The sequence below is a fragment of the Lactobacillus sp. ESL0684 genome (assembly GCF_029392675.1).
Taxonomy (GTDB): domain Bacteria; phylum Bacillota; class Bacilli; order Lactobacillales; family Lactobacillaceae; genus Lactobacillus.
Genome location: NZ_CP113941.1, coordinates 949,448 through 968,010, shown reverse-complemented (window position 1 = coordinate 968,010; position 18,563 = coordinate 949,448). Strand labels below are relative to the sequence as shown.

Annotated in this window: 14 protein-coding genes; 5 read left to right on the top strand and 9 right to left on the bottom strand. The window is 34.5% G+C overall.

Annotated features, from left to right (window positions below; translation table 11 throughout):
* The first annotated feature begins 15 nt into the window (after positions 1 to 15).
* The 3 genes from parC to OZX56_RS04485 all read left to right on the top strand — a co-directional run bounded on the left by parC (position 16) and on the right by OZX56_RS04485 (position 4,550).
* A complete protein-coding gene (gene parC / locus OZX56_RS04495; RefSeq protein ID WP_277139061.1) occupies positions 16 to 2,466 on the top strand; it encodes a DNA topoisomerase IV subunit A in 2,451 nt (816 codons plus the stop codon).
* A gap of 151 nt (positions 2,467 to 2,617) precedes the next feature.
* A complete protein-coding gene (locus OZX56_RS04490) occupies positions 2,618 to 3,553 on the top strand; it encodes a LysR family transcriptional regulator (protein ID WP_277139060.1) in 936 nt (311 codons plus the stop codon).
* 67 nt (positions 3,554 to 3,620) lie between these two features.
* On the top strand, positions 3,621 to 4,550 hold the full coding sequence (locus OZX56_RS04485; RefSeq protein WP_277139059.1) for a manganese-dependent inorganic pyrophosphatase: 930 nt from the start codon (positions 3,621 to 3,623) through the stop codon (positions 4,548 to 4,550).
* 52 nt (positions 4,551 to 4,602) lie between these two features.
* On the opposite strand, the gene OZX56_RS04480 is transcribed toward OZX56_RS04485, so the two are convergent.
* Positions 4,603 to 4,962, bottom strand: a complete 360-nt coding sequence (locus tag OZX56_RS04480) for a helix-turn-helix transcriptional regulator (RefSeq protein WP_277126431.1) — start codon at positions 4,960 to 4,962, stop codon at positions 4,603 to 4,605.
* Positions 4,963 to 6,060: 1,098 nt separating this feature from the next.
* Here OZX56_RS04480 and xerS point away from each other — a divergent pair.
* On the top strand, positions 6,061 to 7,128 hold the full coding sequence (xerS, locus tag OZX56_RS04475; RefSeq protein WP_277139058.1) for a tyrosine recombinase XerS: 1,068 nt from the start codon (positions 6,061 to 6,063) through the stop codon (positions 7,126 to 7,128).
* A gap of 29 nt (positions 7,129 to 7,157) precedes the next feature.
* Here the strand turns inward: xerS and OZX56_RS04470 are convergent, their stop codons facing one another.
* From OZX56_RS04470 to OZX56_RS04460, 3 genes are all read right to left on the bottom strand, one after another.
* Complete coding sequence (locus tag OZX56_RS04470; protein ID WP_277139057.1) at positions 7,158 to 7,781, bottom strand: NUDIX hydrolase N-terminal domain-containing protein; 624 nt, start codon at positions 7,779 to 7,781, stop codon at positions 7,158 to 7,160.
* A gap of 42 nt (positions 7,782 to 7,823) precedes the next feature.
* Complete coding sequence (locus tag OZX56_RS04465; RefSeq protein WP_277139056.1) at positions 7,824 to 8,702, bottom strand: DegV family protein; 879 nt, start codon at positions 8,700 to 8,702, stop codon at positions 7,824 to 7,826.
* Between the two features lie 127 nt (positions 8,703 to 8,829).
* On the bottom strand, positions 8,830 to 9,216 hold the full coding sequence (locus OZX56_RS04460; RefSeq protein ID WP_277126435.1) for a MarR family transcriptional regulator: 387 nt from the start codon (positions 9,214 to 9,216) through the stop codon (positions 8,830 to 8,832).
* A gap of 267 nt (positions 9,217 to 9,483) precedes the next feature.
* On the opposite strand from OZX56_RS04460, the gene OZX56_RS04455 reads away from it, so the two are divergent.
* Positions 9,484 to 11,172 carry an NFACT RNA binding domain-containing protein gene (locus OZX56_RS04455; protein WP_277139055.1) on the top strand — a complete coding sequence of 563 codons (1,689 nt, stop codon included), beginning with the start codon at positions 9,484 to 9,486 and terminating at the stop codon, positions 11,170 to 11,172.
* A 44-nt stretch (positions 11,173 to 11,216) separates the two neighbouring features.
* Here the strand turns inward: OZX56_RS04455 and OZX56_RS04450 are convergent, their stop codons facing one another.
* The 5 genes from OZX56_RS04450 to OZX56_RS04430 are packed head-to-tail and all read right to left on the bottom strand — an operon-like array spanning position 11,217 to position 18,504.
* A complete protein-coding gene (locus tag OZX56_RS04450) occupies positions 11,217 to 14,393 on the bottom strand; it encodes a carbamoyl phosphate synthase large subunit (protein ID WP_277139054.1) in 3,177 nt (1,058 codons plus the stop codon).
* A 3-nt stretch (positions 14,394 to 14,396) separates the two neighbouring features.
* Entirely contained in the window at positions 14,397 to 15,449 is a 1,053-nt protein-coding gene (locus OZX56_RS04445) for a carbamoyl phosphate synthase small subunit (protein ID WP_277139053.1), read from the bottom strand.
* A gap of 4 nt (positions 15,450 to 15,453) precedes the next feature.
* Positions 15,454 to 16,362, bottom strand: coding sequence for an RluA family pseudouridine synthase (locus tag OZX56_RS04440; protein ID WP_277139052.1), 909 nt, complete (start codon positions 16,360 to 16,362; stop codon positions 15,454 to 15,456).
* Positions 16,352 to 16,819 carry a signal peptidase II gene (lspA, locus tag OZX56_RS04435; protein ID WP_277139051.1) on the bottom strand — a complete coding sequence of 156 codons (468 nt, stop codon included), beginning with the start codon at positions 16,817 to 16,819 and terminating at the stop codon, positions 16,352 to 16,354. The genes OZX56_RS04440 and lspA overlap by 11 nt, the downstream gene beginning before the upstream one ends.
* An 8-nt stretch (positions 16,820 to 16,827) precedes the next feature.
* Positions 16,828 to 18,504, bottom strand: a complete 1,677-nt coding sequence (locus OZX56_RS04430) for a formate--tetrahydrofolate ligase (protein ID WP_277139050.1) — start codon at positions 18,502 to 18,504, stop codon at positions 16,828 to 16,830.
* Positions 18,505 to 18,563: the final 59 nt, after the last annotated feature.

Below are 18,563 nucleotides of genomic sequence, written 5' to 3'. Positions count from 1 at the left end.
AGAGGTTTTTAATTAATGGCGACACAAGAACGTATTCGTGAAATGCCCCTTGAGCAAGTAATGGGGGAACGCTTTGGACGATACTCTAAATATATCATTCAAGAAAGAGCGCTGCCGGATATTCGTGATGGCTTAAAACCAGTGCAAAGAAGAATTCTTTACGCAATGTATCAGGATAATAATACTTACGATAAGGCATTTAAAAAGGCGGCTAAAGCTGTCGGTAATATTATGGGTAACTATCATCCTCATGGAGATAGTTCAATCTACGGTGCATTAGTTCACTTGTCACAAGATTGGAAAATGCGTGAGACATTAGTTGAAATGCATGGTAATAACGGCTCAATGGATGGCGATGGACCTGCTGCAATGCGGTATACGGAGTCACGACTAAGCAAAATTTCTAATATGTTGTTGCAAGATATTGATAAAGATACCGTCAAAATGGTACTTAACTTTGATGATACCGAGTATGAGCCTACTGTATTGCCAGCAAGATTTCCTAATTTGTTAGTTAATGGTTCAACTGGGATTTCTGCTGGCTATGCAACTGAAATTCCCCCTCACAATTTATCTGAAGTAATTGATGCAACAATCTACTTATTAAAGCATCCGGATGCCAGTTTAAGTGATCTTATGCAGTATGTTAAAGGACCAGATTTTCCGACTGGGGCTATTGTCATGGGACAAAAAGGCTTACGAGAAGCATATGAAACCGGACGTGGAAGAATTCAGGTTAGGGCCAAGACAAGTATTCAAGAGATTCGCGGTCATCGCCAAGAAATCGTAATTACTGAAATTCCATTTAATGTCAATAAGGCTCTGATGGTCAAAAAGATGGATGAGATTCGTCTTAATAAAGAAATAGACGGCATTGCTGAAGTACGTGATGAAACTGATAGACATGGACTATCAATTGTAGTTGAACTAAAAAAGGATGCTGATGCCCAAAACATTCTAAATTACTTATTTAAGAATACAGAACTGCAAGTTGCTTATAATTTCAATATGGTTGCAATTGATCATATGACTCCAGTTCAAGTAGGGCTAAAACATATTCTTAGTTCATATTTGGAACATGAAAAAGATGTTGTGGTTAAACGCACTAAATTTGACTTAAATAAGGCTCAGAGTCGGTTAGAAATTATTCAAGGCCTAATTCATGCTATGGATATTTTGGATCAAGTGATCAGCCTAATTCGTGCTTCTAAAAATAAAACTGATGCTAAGAAAAATTTAACTGTTAAATTTGGTTTTACAGCAAAACAAGCAGAAGCAATTGTTTCATTGCAATTATATCGATTAACTAATACTGATGTAGATGCCTTAATTGCCGAACAGGCTGATTTGGATAAAAAGGTAGCCCAGTTTCAACAGCTACTAGCCGATCCACAAATTTTAGAAAAGCAGTTAATTAAAGAATTAACTGAAGTTAAACGTGCTTTTGGTAATCCGCGTAAAACAGAAATCTCATCGGAAAATGCTAAAATCCAAATAGATGAAAAAGCGTTAGTTTCAGACGAGCAAGTTCGTGTTTTAATTAGTCGAGATGGTTATTTGAAGCGTTCATCGCTGCGCTCTTGGCAATCAAGCGATGATAGTGATAATGGGCTACCAGATGGCGATGAGATTATCTACGAAAAAACTTTGTCAACCTTAATGAACTTATACCTATTTACCAATCGTGGAAATGTTATCTTCAGACCAGTACACGAATTAATTGAAACAAAATGGAAGGAAACAGGTCAGCATTTATCGCAAGAAATTGGTTTAAGTAGTGATGAACAGATTATTAGGGTCTTTTCATTTAAACAACTTGATCAAAACTGCAACTTTTTACTGGCTACAAGTGACGGATATATCAAGCAACTACAATTAGCTAATTTACAACCAACTAGAACGTATCGCTCACGAGCAATGATGGCAATGAAGATGAAGCATACTGATAGTACGGTTCTTCGTGTTGATTTAATCAGGCCAGATACGAATGATGAAATCGTTCTTTTCACACATGATGCATACGCTGTTCGCTATGACATATGCGAAATTCCTACTTCTGGTGCTAAAGCAGTAGGCGTTAAATCAGTAAATCTTAAAGATGATGATTATGTTATTTCATATGTGTTAGCTAAACCAGAAGAACTAGATTTATTAAGAGTTGGTATAATTACACAGCGTGGCTCCTTTAAACAATTTAAAGTTAAGCTGATTAATAAAGTTTCGCGAGCAAAGCGGGGAGTTTTGGTGTTGCGTGAGCTTAAAAATAAACCACACAGAATTGCTGCGCTCACTTCCTATGGGCAAGATCATACCTTAATAATAACAACAAGTAGTAAGCGACAAATAAAATTAAATACAAATACTTATCCAATAAGTGATCGATATTCTAACGGATCGTTTGTTATTGATACTATGAGTGATGGGGTTCCTAAGTGTTTGCTTCTAGGCAATCCTACTAATGAATAGTGAAAAGTACAGTTTCATGTTAGTGTTATGTAATCCTATTGTAAAAGGAGTTTACTGATTATTTGAGTTATATTTTGACATAGGCTATTTTTTGTTTAATAATAAACATATAAATAAAGTAATATTATTGTTAAAATAGAAGGAAAGACTTATGCCTAAACCAAATACAATACTTTCAACGAAGTCGCTACATTATTTTTTACAGCTAATTGATACCATGAATTATACGCAAGCTGCACAAATTCTGGGCATCACGCAGCCAGCTTTGACACAGCAAATTAAAAAGCTGGAACGCTCAATTGGAACACCTTTGTTTGGTCAGATGGGAAAAAAGCTTTATCTGACTGAAGCAGGTAAAGAATTACAGACAGGTGCAATTAAGTTATTGGGAACAATTAATTCAGTCGTAAGTGATATTCAAGAATTTACGCAAGCTGATAAAGGAAATATTACCATTGGTGTTTTAGATGGTATTAATTCTGATCTTTTGCAGCAATTTTTGGTTAACTTTAATCAAACCAATCCTGAAATTACGGTTAGTGTGATTTATTATAGTCGTAAAGATTTGTGGTATAACCTTGATAATAATCAGATTGATTTAGCAATTATGTACTTCCCTGATAGTACTAAAAAAAGTCATGGTGAATTGCAACATCAGTATGAGCACCTGCAGCTTTATGAAGATGATTTAACGATTTTAACTCATCGTGATAGTCTTGAGGCAGGTGAGTCATACCCAATTTCTCGATTTAAAAATAGAAAATGGGTAACGTATCCTGAAGATTTCTATTTAACACGGGTAATGTTAGATAAGTTTTGTGATAAAAATAATTCTAATCAGAGTTTGCTTGCACCATTGGTGTTCTCAGCAACTAAGCAAGTAGTCGCAACAGCCGAACAAACTGATTACGATACATTTGTAAGTGAATCATATTATCAAGCCCATAAAGATGAAATTAATTTGACGCCCGTTCCTTTGAAAGGCATTAAGCATTTTGATGTTTCAATGATATATCGTAAAGGTAAGAAGGATGTACCAAGAATTAATAATATCTTGACGGCATTTAAAGAATTTTTAGCTGAATAATTTTTATAATTAAACTATAATAAGGTAGTAAGATTAAGTTATTTAGAAGAAATGAGGAAGTTTACGAATGGAAAAAGAATTAGTTTTTGGACATCAAAGTCCTGATACTGACGCAATTGGTACAGCAATTGCATATTCATATTTGCAAAATCAGCGGGGATTTAATACGGAAGCAGTTGCTCTAGGAAAGCCTAATGATGAAACTACCTTTGCACTAAAATATTTTGGTTTTGAAGCACCGCGTGTAATTCAAACTGCAGCTAATGAAGTAGAAAAAGTGATGCTGGTTGATCATAATGAACCGCAACAAAGTGTGTCAGATATTGACCAAGTATCTGTAACACACGTGGTTGACCATCACCGAATCATGAATTTTAAAACAAACTTGCCACTGTTTTATCTGGCTCAACCAGTTGGTTGTACTAGTACTATTGTTTGGAAGTTATTTCAACATTATGGGATAGAAATTCCTAAAAATATTGCTGGAATAATGTTATCAGCTATTATTTCTGACACTTTATTGCTTAAGTCGCCAACTACGACCAAGGATGATCATCAAGCTGTTGAAGCACTGGCTAAGATTGCTGAAGTTGATTATCAAAAATATGGTTTAGAAGAATTAAAAGCTGGGACCAATATTGCTGATAAGTCGGAACAAGATTTAATCAATTTGGATGCTAAAAGTTTTACCCTTAATGGTAAAAATGTTCGAGTTGCTCAAATTAACGTAGTTGATCTACCAGAAGCCATGGAACGTAAAGCAGAATTTTTACAAGCCATGAAAGCAGAGTCTGCAGCAAATAATTACGATTTGTTCATGTTATTAATTACTAATGTGCTAGATTCTGATTCAACAGCCTTGGTAACTGGTTCAACTGCAGCAGTGCAGCTGTTTGAGCGTGCCTTTGGTGAGATAACTGATTCTGAAGTTAGTTTACCTGGAGTGGTTTCACGTAAAAAGCAAGTTGTTCCGCCTTTAACGGAAGCTTTTAATTAAAACAAAAAAATAGCTAGGGGAATTAATCCACTAGCTATTTTTTTGTTTTAAATTAATCTTTATTAATTTCTTTAGTTAAGATAATGAAAGCCTTGCACACTCTTTCAGCTTTTTCTGGTTCCATTTTTCTTAGTTCGTTAAGAACTTTTTTAATGAACACAGGTGTATTATCTTGATGATTTTCTGCCTTAACTTCTTTAAAGCGGTAAGCATTCATAATAATATCAGGTGTAGTGGTATTCAAAGCTCTAGCAATTGAATCCAATTTCTGAATACTAATATTTTGATTCTTAGTCCGCTCAAGACGTGAGATAAAGTTAACTGACAAATCGCTTAGTTCTGCAAGATCTTCTTGTGTTAACTTTTGTTCCCGTCGACGACGGCAAATTTCTTTTCCTAAATTTATACTCATGGAATAAATCAACCCTTTCAAAAATATGATTCCATAATATCCATAATAACAGATTATTGTAGAATAAAACAATAAAAATAATAAGTAAAACAACTAATTCTCAAAAAGAAATAGATCAAATAAAATGTTTTAAATTTATACCCCAAATAATATTCTATGTTAATTTCGAAATAATTCAAATAAAATGCACTTATAAAAAGTGTACTTAAAATGAAATGCCAAAAATTAATTGATTTTAATTTAAAGCGGGTAATCACTTGCTATAAAAGCAGGTTACATTTTAATCAATAATTATTTCTACCCATTAAATGTACCTATATAAATTTTAACAGAAAACGCTTAAAATTGCATCCTGAAAATTTATTTTAGTAAAAAATAAATTTTTTGATGAGAATCTATCAGTTTTAGCTAGTACTAGTATGTAACATCATTGATCAATTAGCAAGCAAGTAAAATATATGTAAAATAATGGCAACACCTGAAATAGGATGTGCTTTAATTATCATCGTTGCAACTTCGTATAATATATATTATGTAAAGTTACTCTGAAAAATATTCAGAATAAAGCATATTGAGATCGCAGTTGTTTAAAACCATTAAATTTTAAATTTAGCGTTAAGATCATGCCAAGCTTGTTGAGCTAGCTATATTTAAAATTAGTAAGTTAGCTCTCGCATAGTTCAGAGATTGTTCGTTTATATTTACTATTTAAGCATCATAATTATTTAAATTTATCTTGAAATGTTAACATTACTTACTGTGATGAATGCTTGTTTTAAGCTAGCAAATTAATAAACGGTATTACAAGGTAAAATTAGTAAGTTAATAGTAATGAACAATAATAGATTTTTACAGAACTTATGAAAATAAGTGACTTGCATGAGCTTTTTTTATCTGCTATCATTAAAACTATAATTTTAATGATAGCAGATAAAAAAACTTATTCTTTCCTAGTGAATACTTTTTTATTAATCAAACTTCAAAACGACGCTTATTCCTATTCTAAGTTATTAATTTTAATGATCGATTTAAAAATTAATCTGTCAACCTACCCTCTTGACCCATGTTATCGGATCGCTATATTTAAGGAGATTTATCGTGGAAACCAAAAGATATTTAAACTTAATTGAAGCCGAATTAACTCGGTTACCCGACTTTGTTAAAGAATATAATTTTGGCACTACTCATTCTTTAACCACTACTTATCAATACTTAACCGAAATTCGTCGCTTTTTTGATTGGTTGCGCAATCAGGGAATTTCCCCAGCCAAAAATAATCGTCAAGTAACCACTACTACATTGGCCAACTTAAGGCGCAATGACATTATGCTCTATATTGAATATTTAGGTCATATTAAAAACCAACAGGGACACTTGAATTCTCCAACTACAATTAACCGCTCGATTAATGCATTACGTTCCCTTTTCAAATATTTAACTATTACATCGGACGATAACCATGGAAAGCCATACTTTGAACGCAATGTTATGCTAAAGATTGACTCGTTGAATAATACTAAGACGTTGAATTACCGGGCACATGTCTTGGAATCCCATATGTACACTGGAGAATTAAAGTATCAATTTTTAGATTTTATCGAGCAAAAATACGAGCATGTTTGTAATAAACAAGCTTTGCCCGCCTTTAAAATTAATAAGGAACGAGATTTAGCCATTGTTGCCTTAATTTTAGGAACTGGTATTAGAGTTTCAGAATGTGCTGGGGTAAATTTAGCAGATTTGAACTTTAAGCAAGCGAGCCTTGATGTGACTCGTAAAGGAGGGCAACGAGACAGTGTACCGATTGCTGAATGGACTTTAGACTATCTTACCAGTTATCAAAAAATACGCCGTAAGCGATACTCTGCTAGTAAAAATGTACATGCTTTTTTTCTAACTCGTTGGCATAATCAAACAAAACGCATCACTACTAATGCAATTGAAAAGATGGTCAATAAATACTCCGCTAGCTTTGGGCATCCTCTAACCCCCCATAAATTACGTCACACGCTAGCTTCTGAATTATACAGTGTCACTAAGGACCAGGTATTAGTTGCTCAGCAGTTGGGGCAAAAAGGCACTTCCGCAACAGATTTATACACTCATGTTGACCAAGGAAAGCAGCGAGCTGCTCTAAATGAAATATCTTCTAATAAAGGAGAATAAAAAAATGCTTGTAACAAGCATTTTTTTATTTATTCAAATGTCGTTTGCCAGTTTGCATCTTCATTAGCTGCAAAACACATGGCAAGTTCTTGTTTACTATTTCTTTCTTCAGATAATTCAGGTAAATCGTTAAAGGCAAAATACTGACAGTCATCTGTTTCTGTGTTCTTAACGAAATTTCCTTTAACTTCCTGGCACAGAAAAAAGACATTGCAGACGTTAATAATTCGTTCCTGACGTGTTTTATGTGTGTGATTACGTAAAGCAATGACTCGTTTTACAACAACTTTTCTGCCTGCTTCTTCTTCAACCTCTTTAAGACAATTAGCTTCCACAGAAACATTGGGTTCACACCAGCCGCCTGGTAGTGACCATTTACCATCTGTAGTTTCGCGTACTAATAAAATTTGTTTGTCTTTAAAAATTGCAGCTCTTGTTCCTAATTTAGGTGTTTGATAGCCATCTTCACTACTAAATAAATTTTTTACTTGCTCAAGTGGTAAATTAGACTTAGCAGTCATCATTTCACTAGCAATCTCACGAATTCTTTCATATCGTTCTAAGTCAAATCGATCATGACCATATTCTAAGCCATTTTGAGCAATGCTTTGCAATTCAACTGCCCAATTAATTAACTCATCTTTTTTAATCATTGTTATTCCCCCACAGAAAAAAGCAGCTCTGATATGCTGCTTTTATTTAGTTAAATCTATTTGATCAATATCAATCATCCAACCAATTGCTAATGATTTTTCACCCAAGTGAGTAGCAATTACTGGACTAAATTTAGTTTCTGAAATTGTTTTACCTAGGAAATTCTTTAACAGAAACTTTTTAGCTTCTTGCGCTTGACTTTCATCATTTGAGTCAATAACAAATAATTTTAGCTGATCTTTATATGGTAAGTCGTTAATCTTTTTCAAAGTCAACGATTCGATTTTAGTGAGAGCACGTTTAATAGACCTGATTTTGTCAAAAGCTACAATATTTCCATCTTCAAAAGTTAACAATGGTTTAATATTAAGCATTGAGCCAATAAAAGCACCTGCATTACTTAGCCGACCACCATGACTTAGATTGTTTAAATCATTGACAACAAATAATTCGTCGATTGTATCATCGATTTTAGCTAAATTAGCTAGAATGCAATCTAATTTAACATTATTTTTAATCATCTTGGCAGCCGCTAAAACTAAATCTCCTTGCAAACGAACCGTCATTTTAGAATCAAACGGGTGTAAATTATATTCTGGATTATTTTTCGCAATATTAGTTAAATTCTGGTAAAAGCCAGAAATTCCACTTGATAATGTAATCGCAATAATTGCTTCATAGCCTTCACTATGCAGTCTATTAAACAGTGAAATCATTTCACCCATGCTAGGTTGAGAAGTCTTGGGAAATTCTGCTCCTTGACGTTGTAGTTCAAATAATTGTTCAGAAGTAATATCTACGCCTTCTAAATATTCTTTACTACCAATAATAATTGGAATGGGAACAACAATAATTTGATTTTCCGCTGCTTCCTGCTCAGTTATACCACTAGTACTATCCGTAACCAATGCAATCTTCATCTATAATTTACCTTCCACATTTAAAATCTTGATATGATACAAGAATTATAGCATACAACGGCTAGTGTTTCGAGTTACCAAGAGCAAAGCGCTAGCTAGCGTGAATGGAGATATAGATTTGCTTTATTTATAATAGCTTGGTAAGTACTTCATCTAACATAGCTGTTTCTGGATTACTTAATTTACTGAATAGAGAATTTTCAATTTCAACCAAGGCTTGTTTTAATTCATTAACTTTTTGCAAACCTTGCTTATTTAGACTAATCAGCTTACTCGAATCTCTATCAGAGTGACCAATAGCTATTAAAGTTTCTGTTTGATTTTGATGCAGCTGTCTACTGAGTGTTGATAATGCAATTCCTAGTTCAGTAGCTAACTTGCCAATTGTTAGTTCATGATTATGATGTTGATCAAAATATAGCAAAATTCTAGTTTGTGAAAGGTTCAGATCACACTTTTGTTTAATGGCACTTGTGATATTGTTTGCAATCGTATTAAAAACCAAAATATTCATATGTTTAAAATTTCTCCCAAAAGCAATTTTGTGAAACATTTATGAATTAGCGTTTCGCATTAAATCACTTATTAATTTAATCTTATAGTTATTACTTATAGATGATCATTAAGCTATATCAACAGTATACCAGTTTTTTACAATAATTTCTTCATTAAAATCAAAAATGTTAATATATTTATATAAGTAACTTATTTTAAGATTTGTAACTAATATACATCTTCATGAATAATTGCTATAATAGAAGTCATACTTTGAGGTGATATTATGGCATTTGATGGCTTATTTATTCATAGCCTATTAAAAGACTTACGACCAATTTTAGTAAACAGTCGTTTAGCAAAAATTTACCAACCTTTCAATCAAGATTTGGTATTAACTTTTAGAAAAGAACGTAAAAATTATCAATTATTGCTCTCTGCTAATGCACAAAATCCAAGGTTTTATTTAACTAACCAAACGATTACTAATCCAGACAAAGCTCCAACTTTTGTAATGGTGCTACGTAAGTATTTAGAGGGCTCAATTCTGTTAGCAATTGATCAAGTAAGCGTTGATCGCATTGTGAACTTTCGTTTTAGTAACCACAACGAACTTGGCGATCAAGTCCAGTTAATTTTATCTGTTGAATTGATGGGACGTCACAGTAATGTTATTCTCTATAATGAACAAACTAAGCAGATTATTGACTTGTTAAAGCGAGTTAATCCGGACGAAAATCGGGCGCGCCTGTTGTTACCTAAAGCAAAATATGAGCTGCCTCCCCTTACTCCTGGAATTAACGGTTTTGACCTTTCAGAGACTGAATTTAAGCAAAAGACTTTAAATAGCAATTTTGAAGAATTTGCTGGCCAAATTAGTGGACTTGATCGTGATGATCGCAATGAGTTAATCGGATATTTAGAAGATAACAATTCATATTCATCATTTCGCACTTTTATTGAGCAATTTGATAAAAGTGGTGCCTTTATTCTAAAAACACGCCAAAATAAACGGAAAATCTTTCCGTATTTACCCTATCATTTGGATTTAGTTAAAGAGAGTTATGATACTGATCTAAATCATGCACTTGATGAATTTTACCAATATCAAGCTAACCAGGATTGGGTCAGGCAAAAAGCACGCCAAATTGAGCGGATTATCAAAAATGAACAAAAAAAGTTAACTAAGAAAATTGCTAAACTGCAAAAGCAACTTGATCAAGCTGAAAATTCTGAGGGTTATCGCATTAGAGGCGAAATTTTAAATGCTAATTTATCGAAAGTGAAACCGGGAATGACCAAAATCGAATTGCCGAATTATTATGATAATAGTCATTTACTTGAAATCAAGTTAGATGCCGCTCTCTCCCCTGCTAGAAATGGTCAAAAGTATTTTAAGCGTTACAAAAAGTTACGTGATTCAATTAAGCATGTTAAAGAGCAGATTCAGATTGCGCAAACTAATTTAAATTACTTTGAGTCAATTCAAACAGCAATTGACAATGCAGAGCCACAAGATATCGATCAAATTACTGATGAGCTAACTAATCAAGGCTACATCCGCAAACAGCCTAAGCAAAAGCGTGCCAAAAAAATGACCGAACGCAATCTTAATAAGTTTCAACTATCTTCTGGAAAAACTGTTTTAGTTGGTAAAAACAATTATCAAAATGATTGGCTTACTTTTAAAAAGGCTGATAAGCAAGATTGGTGGTTTCATGTCAAAAATATTCCTGGTTCACATGTAATTGTACAAGCAAATGAAATAAGTGATCAAGATGTTATTGAAGCAGCTGAGATTGCAGCTTATTTTTCTAAAGCAAAAGATTCAGCTCATGTAACGGTTGATTATGTTAAAGATAAACGAGTCAAAAAGCCTAACGGTGCTAAGCCCGGGTTTGTTATTTATACTGGACAGAATTCAATTGATGTAACTCCTGAACAAGAACAGGTTTTAAGTAGAAGAATTAACTAAAAAAACCGAGGACGAATATCCTCGGTTTTTGCTTAAGCAAAAAATTAAATTGGTTGTGTAGTTAAAGCTAGTGATTCTAAGACATTTAAAATTAATTCTGTAGTCTCAATACTAGAAAAAACTGGAATATGAGTGTTTAATGCCTCATCTCTAATCTTTATAGCGTCACCACTGGCAATATCCGAAAAGCTAGGAACGTTAATTACCATCTTTATTCTATGTTGCCGGATTTTTTCTAATAAATTATTAGAATCCGCATGAACTTTAGAAACTACCATAGTTGTCATTCCAGCTTCCGCAAAAGCATTAGCCGTACCCTCAGTTGCAATGATTTTAAAACCTAACCGATAAAAGCGTTGTGCTAATCCGGTCATTTGTTTTTTATCACTATCACGCACAGAGATAAAAATCGTTCCAAAGCTAGGAATGGTAAGCCCGCTAGCTTCATATCCCTTATATAAAGCCTTAGCTAATTTAGTATCACGTCCCATCACAGACCCTGAGGATTTCATCTTAGAATCAAAGGTGTTGCCGCTATTGTAATTTACATATGAGAATACAGGCATCTTAACATGGATAAAATTGTTAGAATTCCACAAACCACTGGGATATCCTAGTGATGGCAAATTTTGTCCCGTCAAGACTTGAGTTGCACAGTCAGTAATATCCTGTCCCAACGCTTGCGATAAAAAGGCAATATTATGTCCTGCATAAGGTTTGATTTGTAACAAATAAATATCTTGCTTAACTATTAAAAAGTGTAAGGTAAAAATTCCACGCAAATTTATTTGCTGAACTAATTTAATGGTGTATTGAATTAGTTTGGCTTGATTACGTGCTGATAAATTTTGCGGTTTAAATACTGCAATTGAATCAGAGGCATGAGTCCCAGTTTGTTCTAAATGTTCAATAATTCCTGGTATTGTCACGTCAGTTCCGTCTGAAATTGCAGTTATTTCATATTTATGCCCTTCAATAAAAGTCGATAAACTAATTTTAGATAGATGATTCTCCTGCAAGTATTTTTGCAATGCAGGTGAATCGTAAACTACAGCTGATTTTTGTTTTACTCCTTGATTGTTGAAACCGCCAATTAAAATGGGAAATTCATGTTGCTGAATGAACAGGTCGACTTGACTACTATCAGTTGTAGTCAAAACTGATGTTTGCTTTAAAGGTCCATTTAATGATGATAAAACATAATCTATCTTATCTTTTGGATTTTCTCCCTTAGTACCAAGAATGGTTATGCCACTTTCGGTTAACCGTTTATTTAAAGCATTGACTTTCTTTCCTGAAAACTGTAATAAAACTTCCTTAATATTCTCTTTATGACAAATATCAAGAATCCGTTCAACAGTAATTGGATCAAAATAAACTCGATCTGCTGCTTGATAGCTAGTGGCAACAGATTCGTCGTTATTTGAAAGCAAAATGGTTACATAACCATTATTATGTAAAGTTACTAGTGCATGACTAATCATGTAATCGAATTCACTAGTGACAGAAACTTGCGACGGCAACATACCGATTACCAATACTTTTTTTTGCCCAGCGAGGCTGTCAACTTCGTCTTGGACACCAAAAGCATTGTAGTACGCTTGAACTTTGGGAGAATAAAAACCAGCTGAACCATCAATTTGTAAATAGGCAGAAGTTATTTGCGCATTTTGACAAGCTGCTTGAATTAGCGCTGGATTTAAACCACTTAACTTAGCGATTAGTTCATTACTGAAGCCACTTCTTTTCGCTGCGACTAATAATGGCTCACTTAGTTTACCTTTAGTTAAAGCAGTCCAAATGCGACTAATTCGCTGAAATTTTTGAAAATAAACTGGGTGTAGATGCAACACTTGTTGCAACTCTTGGTACTCTATCCCACTTGCAATCGCGGCTAGCAGTTTTACTAGGTGTAATTCATCAGGTTCCACTAGATCGTTAATAATTTCCTGATTATCTTTAATTACTTCTGTTTCAAAAATTGTAACCACTAGTTTTAAATTACTAGTGGATGCTAATGCCTTTAAAAATGCCGCTTCAAAATTCTGGCCAACCCCAAGTGCTTCGCCACTAGCCTGCATTTTTTTGCCTAAATGATAGTGATTGATTCCTGCTTGCGTAAGTGACCAATACGGCAACCTGATTGCTACCTGATCTTGAATAGGTTCAACTGCTGCATTTAGTCCAGATACAGGATCAAGGATTTCGTTCAAGTGATAGCCTAATGCAACCTTACACACAACATAGCCAACACTATATAGGCTGGTTCTTTGAGCCCAAATAGCACTGCGGGTCAATCGTGGTTTGATAGTCAAAACTTTTGCTGTAAATTTTGTGCCGTCATGTTTAACGGCAAAGTGAATATTTAAAATACCAACTATGTCCAATTTAGCAGCAATCTTTTGCGCGATCTGCTTTAGTAATTGAATTTGGTCATTATTTAGGGTTAAAGCAGGCATGACTAATGCAGAATCACCTGAATTAATTGCAACAGTTTCAATTGAATCAGCAAAATTGGTAAAAAGAACATTACCGCTTTTATCACGAATTACATTAACGATAACTTCACCAAAATCAGATAAATCTTCTACCAAACGATAATTTTGATAGGAAAAATCACCTTTTTTGCGTTCACTATTTAGATAATCAACTAGAGTCTCCACAGTCTTGAATACAATTTTTTCACTAGCTAAATAAGGATCTTCTTTTACCAATAGCGCAGGAAATGTAACGTTATTAGACAATTCAATTACTAAATTTTCGGTATCAAGACTAACTAAATCTTGATAGTGACTGACGGGGAGTTGCTGTTGTTCAAGAAAATCAGCCATTTTTTGATGAGAAGTAAGCCGCAAAGTCTCTTCATTTAATGATAAGAGTCTGATCTGCATTTGCGTCAAAATTCCATCATTAAGCAACTGTCTAGTCGCCGTGAGCGCGGTAGTTGACCCATAAGCTGAAAGAATCGCGTCTGGTTCTTCCATTCGAATAATTCTTTTTAAGAAAGCTAATGTCATTGGTTCTAAGTAAACAGTAACTCCAGCTCTTTTGTCTGTCGAAATAGTTGCTGGATTAGGATTTACTAATACGACTTGAATATCCTCTTCTAAAAGTGCATTTATCGCATCTAAAGTTAGAATATCAGTTTCAGCAACACTACCAATTAAAGTAGGACCTGATCCAATGATTAGGACTTTATCTAAATCCTTTTCTAAAGGCATAATTTACACCATCATCTTTATAAAATCATCAAAAATTTCAATAGCATCACGACTTCCAGGCGCACCTTCTGCATTGAACGCAGTAGCAATAACTTTATTCTGCTGATCACTAAATCCAGCTACCAAGTTGCTATGTAGTTCCAAATATTGTTGTTCAAGCACCTTACTACTATCAAGTGAGATAAGTTGTTTGATGTTTACTGCTACCTGCCAAATTTTTCGAGAATGCAGTTCTATCACAGGATAATTAGTACCATTATACTCTTCGGATAAATCGGCTAACTCAAAATTTAAAAAATCACTTAATACCAGAAAGCCTAACCCAACTCCCCAAATAGGCAGTTGACGATAAAAATAGGTTAGTATTGGTGTCAACTCAGTTTTGACCTCAGCCACTTTGCCAGGTCCATTGGAAATAATAATTCCATCGGGTCGCAGATTCTCAATATCGGTTACTGAGGCATTCCAAGGTAATACAGTAACATTAATTTGCCTTAGCGATAATTCGCGTAATAAGGAATGCTTAAGTCCCAAATCTAAAACCGCTACAGTTTTACCAACATTTGGTGCAGCATATGCATTCTTAGTTGAAACCGCAGCAGATTTATTTTTGGGAAGGACCAGCGCCTTAATTTGATCAAAAGCATGCTCATCATCTGTATCCATAATAGAAGCCTTAAGACTGTTTTTTGCAATCAAGCGGTGTACTAAAGCCCGAGTGTCAACATGATAAATTGCAGGTATCTTTTTTTCTTGCAAAAAAGAATCTAAATCTTGAAAATTATCGCTATCAGAAATATTTAGAGCAACATCATTAGCAATGATTCCTTTAACACTTGGATTGATGCTCTCATAATCAATTGCATTGATGCCATTACCACCAATCATCGGTGTAGTAAAAACCAAGATTTTACCTGCATTAGTCGGATCTGTTAAAGCTTCTTGATAACCAAAATTTCCTGTTTGAATTGCTAACTCTCCGGTTGAAATAATTGATGCGCCAATTGCTTCACCAGCATATGAACTACCATCTTCAAGAATTAAATATCGTTTCATTTTGTCACTTTGTTTTTCTTAATTCAGACAATCTTTGCTTAAAAATTGCTGGCGGATCAGCCTTAAATTCTAACCATTTACCCGAACTTGGTTGGTAAAATCCTAAAACTTGCGCATGCAAAAATTGTCCGTGACCACTTAAGGTATGATGAGGACCATATAATGGATCACCAGCTACTGGATGCCCAATGTAAGCTAGGTGTACCCGAATTTGGTGAGTTCTGCCTGTTTCTAGCCTGCAAGCTATCAAGCTATAATTGGCAAATTGCTCTAATACAGTAAAATGGGTGCGTGCTGCCTTACCCTGATCAACAACCGCCATTTTTTTACGATTAAACTGATTACGACCAATTGGTGCATCGATCAGACCGGTCTTTTCAGTAAAATTACCATGCACGATTGCTAAATATTGACGCTTATTCGTTTTATGTGCCAACTGCTTTTCTAAACTTTGCCGTGAATGGGTGTTTTTGGCAACCATCAATAATCCTGAAGTGTCCTTATCAATCCGATGAACTATTCCAGGTCTAAAGCCTTCATTACTAGCCGCAAGTTCTTTAGTATGATATAAAAGTGCATTTACTAGAGTGTGATGATGATGACCAGCTGCAGGATGAACAACCATTCCTTGTGGCTTATTAACTACAATAACATCTTTATCCTCATAAATAATGTCTAGTGTAATTGCCTCAGGCTCTAGCTCAAGTGGCTTCAATGCAGGAATAGTAACATCAATCACATCTTGGTTTTGAATTTGGTAAGCAGCTTTAGCTACCTGATCATTGACCAAGACCAACTTTTCCTTAATTAATTCTTTAATCCTAGTTCGTGAAAGATCGGTTATTTGGGTTGCAATAAAGGAATCTAACCGGCCCTGTTCTTGTTTCACTACCAGCTTATATTTATTTGTCATTCACTTTGTCACTCTCGTCAAAAAACAATAGGTAAATAAATACTAAAATAATACCAATAGTAATTGCTGAATCGGCAATGTTAAAAATGTTAAAATTAATAAAATCAAGCTGAAGCATATCAATCACATATTGTAAATGAATTCGATCAATCAAGTTACCAATAATTCCACCTAAAACAAGTGCAAGTCCCCAGTCAAAAAGCTTGCTGCGATAGTTCTTATTGAATAAATAATATAAGCAGACCAAGATGGCTACAGCACTAATTAAGTAAAATAACCACATCTGTCCAGTCAAAATATTCCAAGCCGCACCGTTATTCCGAACATAATTAAATGACAAGATATTAGGAATAATTTGCTGAACTTCGCCTACAGCAAATTGACTAGTAATTAGGGATTTAAGTCCCTGATCAGCGATAATAATGATTAGCGAAATAAATAAATATAAAAATTGCATAAGTAACTTTAAAATAACCCACTAATTTTGCCATCATTATCCACATCAATATCCAAAGCTGCAGGATGCTTGGGTAAACCTGGCATATCTAAAACATGTCCGGTAGTAATTACAATAAACCCCGCACCATTCTTCAGGCTTGCTCCTTTAACATGCAGAGTAAAGTCTTTAGGAGCTCCTAACAACTTTTGATTATCTGTGAAAGAATATTGTGTCTTAGCAATAATGACAGGTAACTGGTCTTTACCCAGCTTCTCTAATTCGTTAATATCAGCTTCAGCTTGGTCACTATATTCAACAGCAGTTGCATGATAAATTTGTTTAGCAACTTTTTCAATTTTTGTCTTAACTGAATCATTAGCTTGATAGGTTGTTTGTAAGTCAGCGCTATTTGAGTTGGCCAATTCAATAACTGCTCGAGCTGCTTCAATGCCGCCCTCTGAACCTTGTTCATGATAATCAACTACTTTTGAATCAATTCCCTGTTCTTTAATTAAATCTTGTAACAGGTCAAGTTCTTCTTGTGTATCGGTCGTAAATCGGTTGATTAAAACAATTACTGGTACGCCGTAATTACGCATATTATTCATATGCCGATTTAAATTTTCAAACCCGCTACGTAAAGCAGTGAGATTTTCTTCATTTAAATGTTCTGTTGAGCCCTCAGCTTGATATTTCAAAGCACGCACAGTTGCTACTACTACACTGGCATCTGGCTTCTTATCCAATTTTCCTGAAACAAAATCCATGAACTTTTGACCACCCAGATCACTACCAAAACCAGCTTCAGTTAAAGTATAGTCACTCAAATGTAAAGCCAAATTAGTAGCCATAACTGAGTTAGCACCATGAGCAATATTAGCAAATGGCCCACCATGTACTAAAGTTGGCGTATGTTCAATAGTTTGTACTAAATTGGGCTTTAGTGCATTAGACAATAATGCAGCAATCGCACCTTCAAAGCCTAACTCTTTAACATAAACAGGTTGATTATTTCGAGTGTAGCCAACTAGCATATCACCAATTCGCCGTTTGAGATCATTAATATCCGTTGCCAAGCATAAAATAGCCATTAGTTCATTAGCAACAGTAATTGCAAAACTTGATTGATGCTCGACACCGTCAAACTTGGAACCTTGTCCAACAGTAATTTGGCGCAAGCTACGGTCATTAACATCTATACCACGTTTTAACATAATCCGTTCTGGATCAATATCCAATTCATTATCTTGGTAGATATAATTATCAACCAGCGAAGCTAAAGTATCAATGGCAGAAGTTAAGGCGTGCATATCACCAGTAAAATGTAAATTAATATCTTCCATCGGAATAATCTGCGCCTGACCACCGCCAGTTGCACCACCTTTTAGCCCAAATACAGGACCCATCGAAGGCTCACGCAAGGCAACCATAGTTTTTTGGTGTAATTGGTTATTGATTGCATCACCTAACCCAATTGTCATAGTAGATTTCCCTTCACCAGCAGGAGTTGGTGAAATTGAAGTTACTAAAATCAATTTACCCAAGTGACCATTATTGCGCACTCTTTTGATTGCTTGCCAATTAATTTTAGCTTTGTCATTGCCATACGGCTCAAGATCTTCTTTAGTTAAACCGACTTTTTCGGCTATTTCATTAATTGGTAAAGTATGTGCTTCTTGTGCAATTTGAATATCAGTTTTCATTGCGCATGCCTCTTTCTATAAATTCAAAAATTTTAAATTGTGCTTTTGGTCCAATTTCG

What these genes read in the sequence shown, in the direction of transcription:
- parC (WP_277139061.1), top strand. Translation starts at nt 16, where the DNA reads ATGGCGACACAAGAACGTATTCGTGAAATGCCCCTTGAGCAAGTAATG.
- OZX56_RS04490 (WP_277139060.1), top strand. Translation starts at nt 2,618, where the DNA reads ATGCCTAAACCAAATACAATACTTTCAACGAAGTCGCTACATTATTTT.
- OZX56_RS04485 (WP_277139059.1), top strand. Translation starts at nt 3,621, where the DNA reads ATGGAAAAAGAATTAGTTTTTGGACATCAAAGTCCTGATACTGACGCA.
- OZX56_RS04480 (WP_277126431.1), bottom strand. Translation starts at nt 4,962, where the DNA reads ATGAGTATAAATTTAGGAAAAGAAATTTGCCGTCGTCGACGGGAACAA.
- OZX56_RS04470 (WP_277139057.1), bottom strand. Translation starts at nt 7,781, where the DNA reads ATGATTAAAAAAGATGAGTTAATTAATTGGGCAGTTGAATTGCAAAGC.
- OZX56_RS04465 (WP_277139056.1), bottom strand. Translation starts at nt 8,702, where the DNA reads ATGAAGATTGCATTGGTTACGGATAGTACTAGTGGTATAACTGAGCAG.
- OZX56_RS04460 (WP_277126435.1), bottom strand. Translation starts at nt 9,216, where the DNA reads ATGAATATTTTGGTTTTTAATACGATTGCAAACAATATCACAAGTGCC.
- OZX56_RS04455 (WP_277139055.1), top strand. Translation starts at nt 9,484, where the DNA reads ATGGCATTTGATGGCTTATTTATTCATAGCCTATTAAAAGACTTACGA.
- OZX56_RS04450 (WP_277139054.1), bottom strand. Translation starts at nt 14,393, where the DNA reads ATGCCTTTAGAAAAGGATTTAGATAAAGTCCTAATCATTGGATCAGGT.
- OZX56_RS04445 (WP_277139053.1), bottom strand. Translation starts at nt 15,449, where the DNA reads ATGAAACGATATTTAATTCTTGAAGATGGTAGTTCATATGCTGGTGAA.
- OZX56_RS04440 (WP_277139052.1), bottom strand. Translation starts at nt 16,362, where the DNA reads ATGACAAATAAATATAAGCTGGTAGTGAAACAAGAACAGGGCCGGTTA.
- lspA (WP_277139051.1), bottom strand. Translation starts at nt 16,819, where the DNA reads ATGCAATTTTTATATTTATTTATTTCGCTAATCATTATTATCGCTGAT.
- OZX56_RS04430 (WP_277139050.1), bottom strand. Translation starts at nt 18,504, where the DNA reads ATGAAAACTGATATTCAAATTGCACAAGAAGCACATACTTTACCAATT.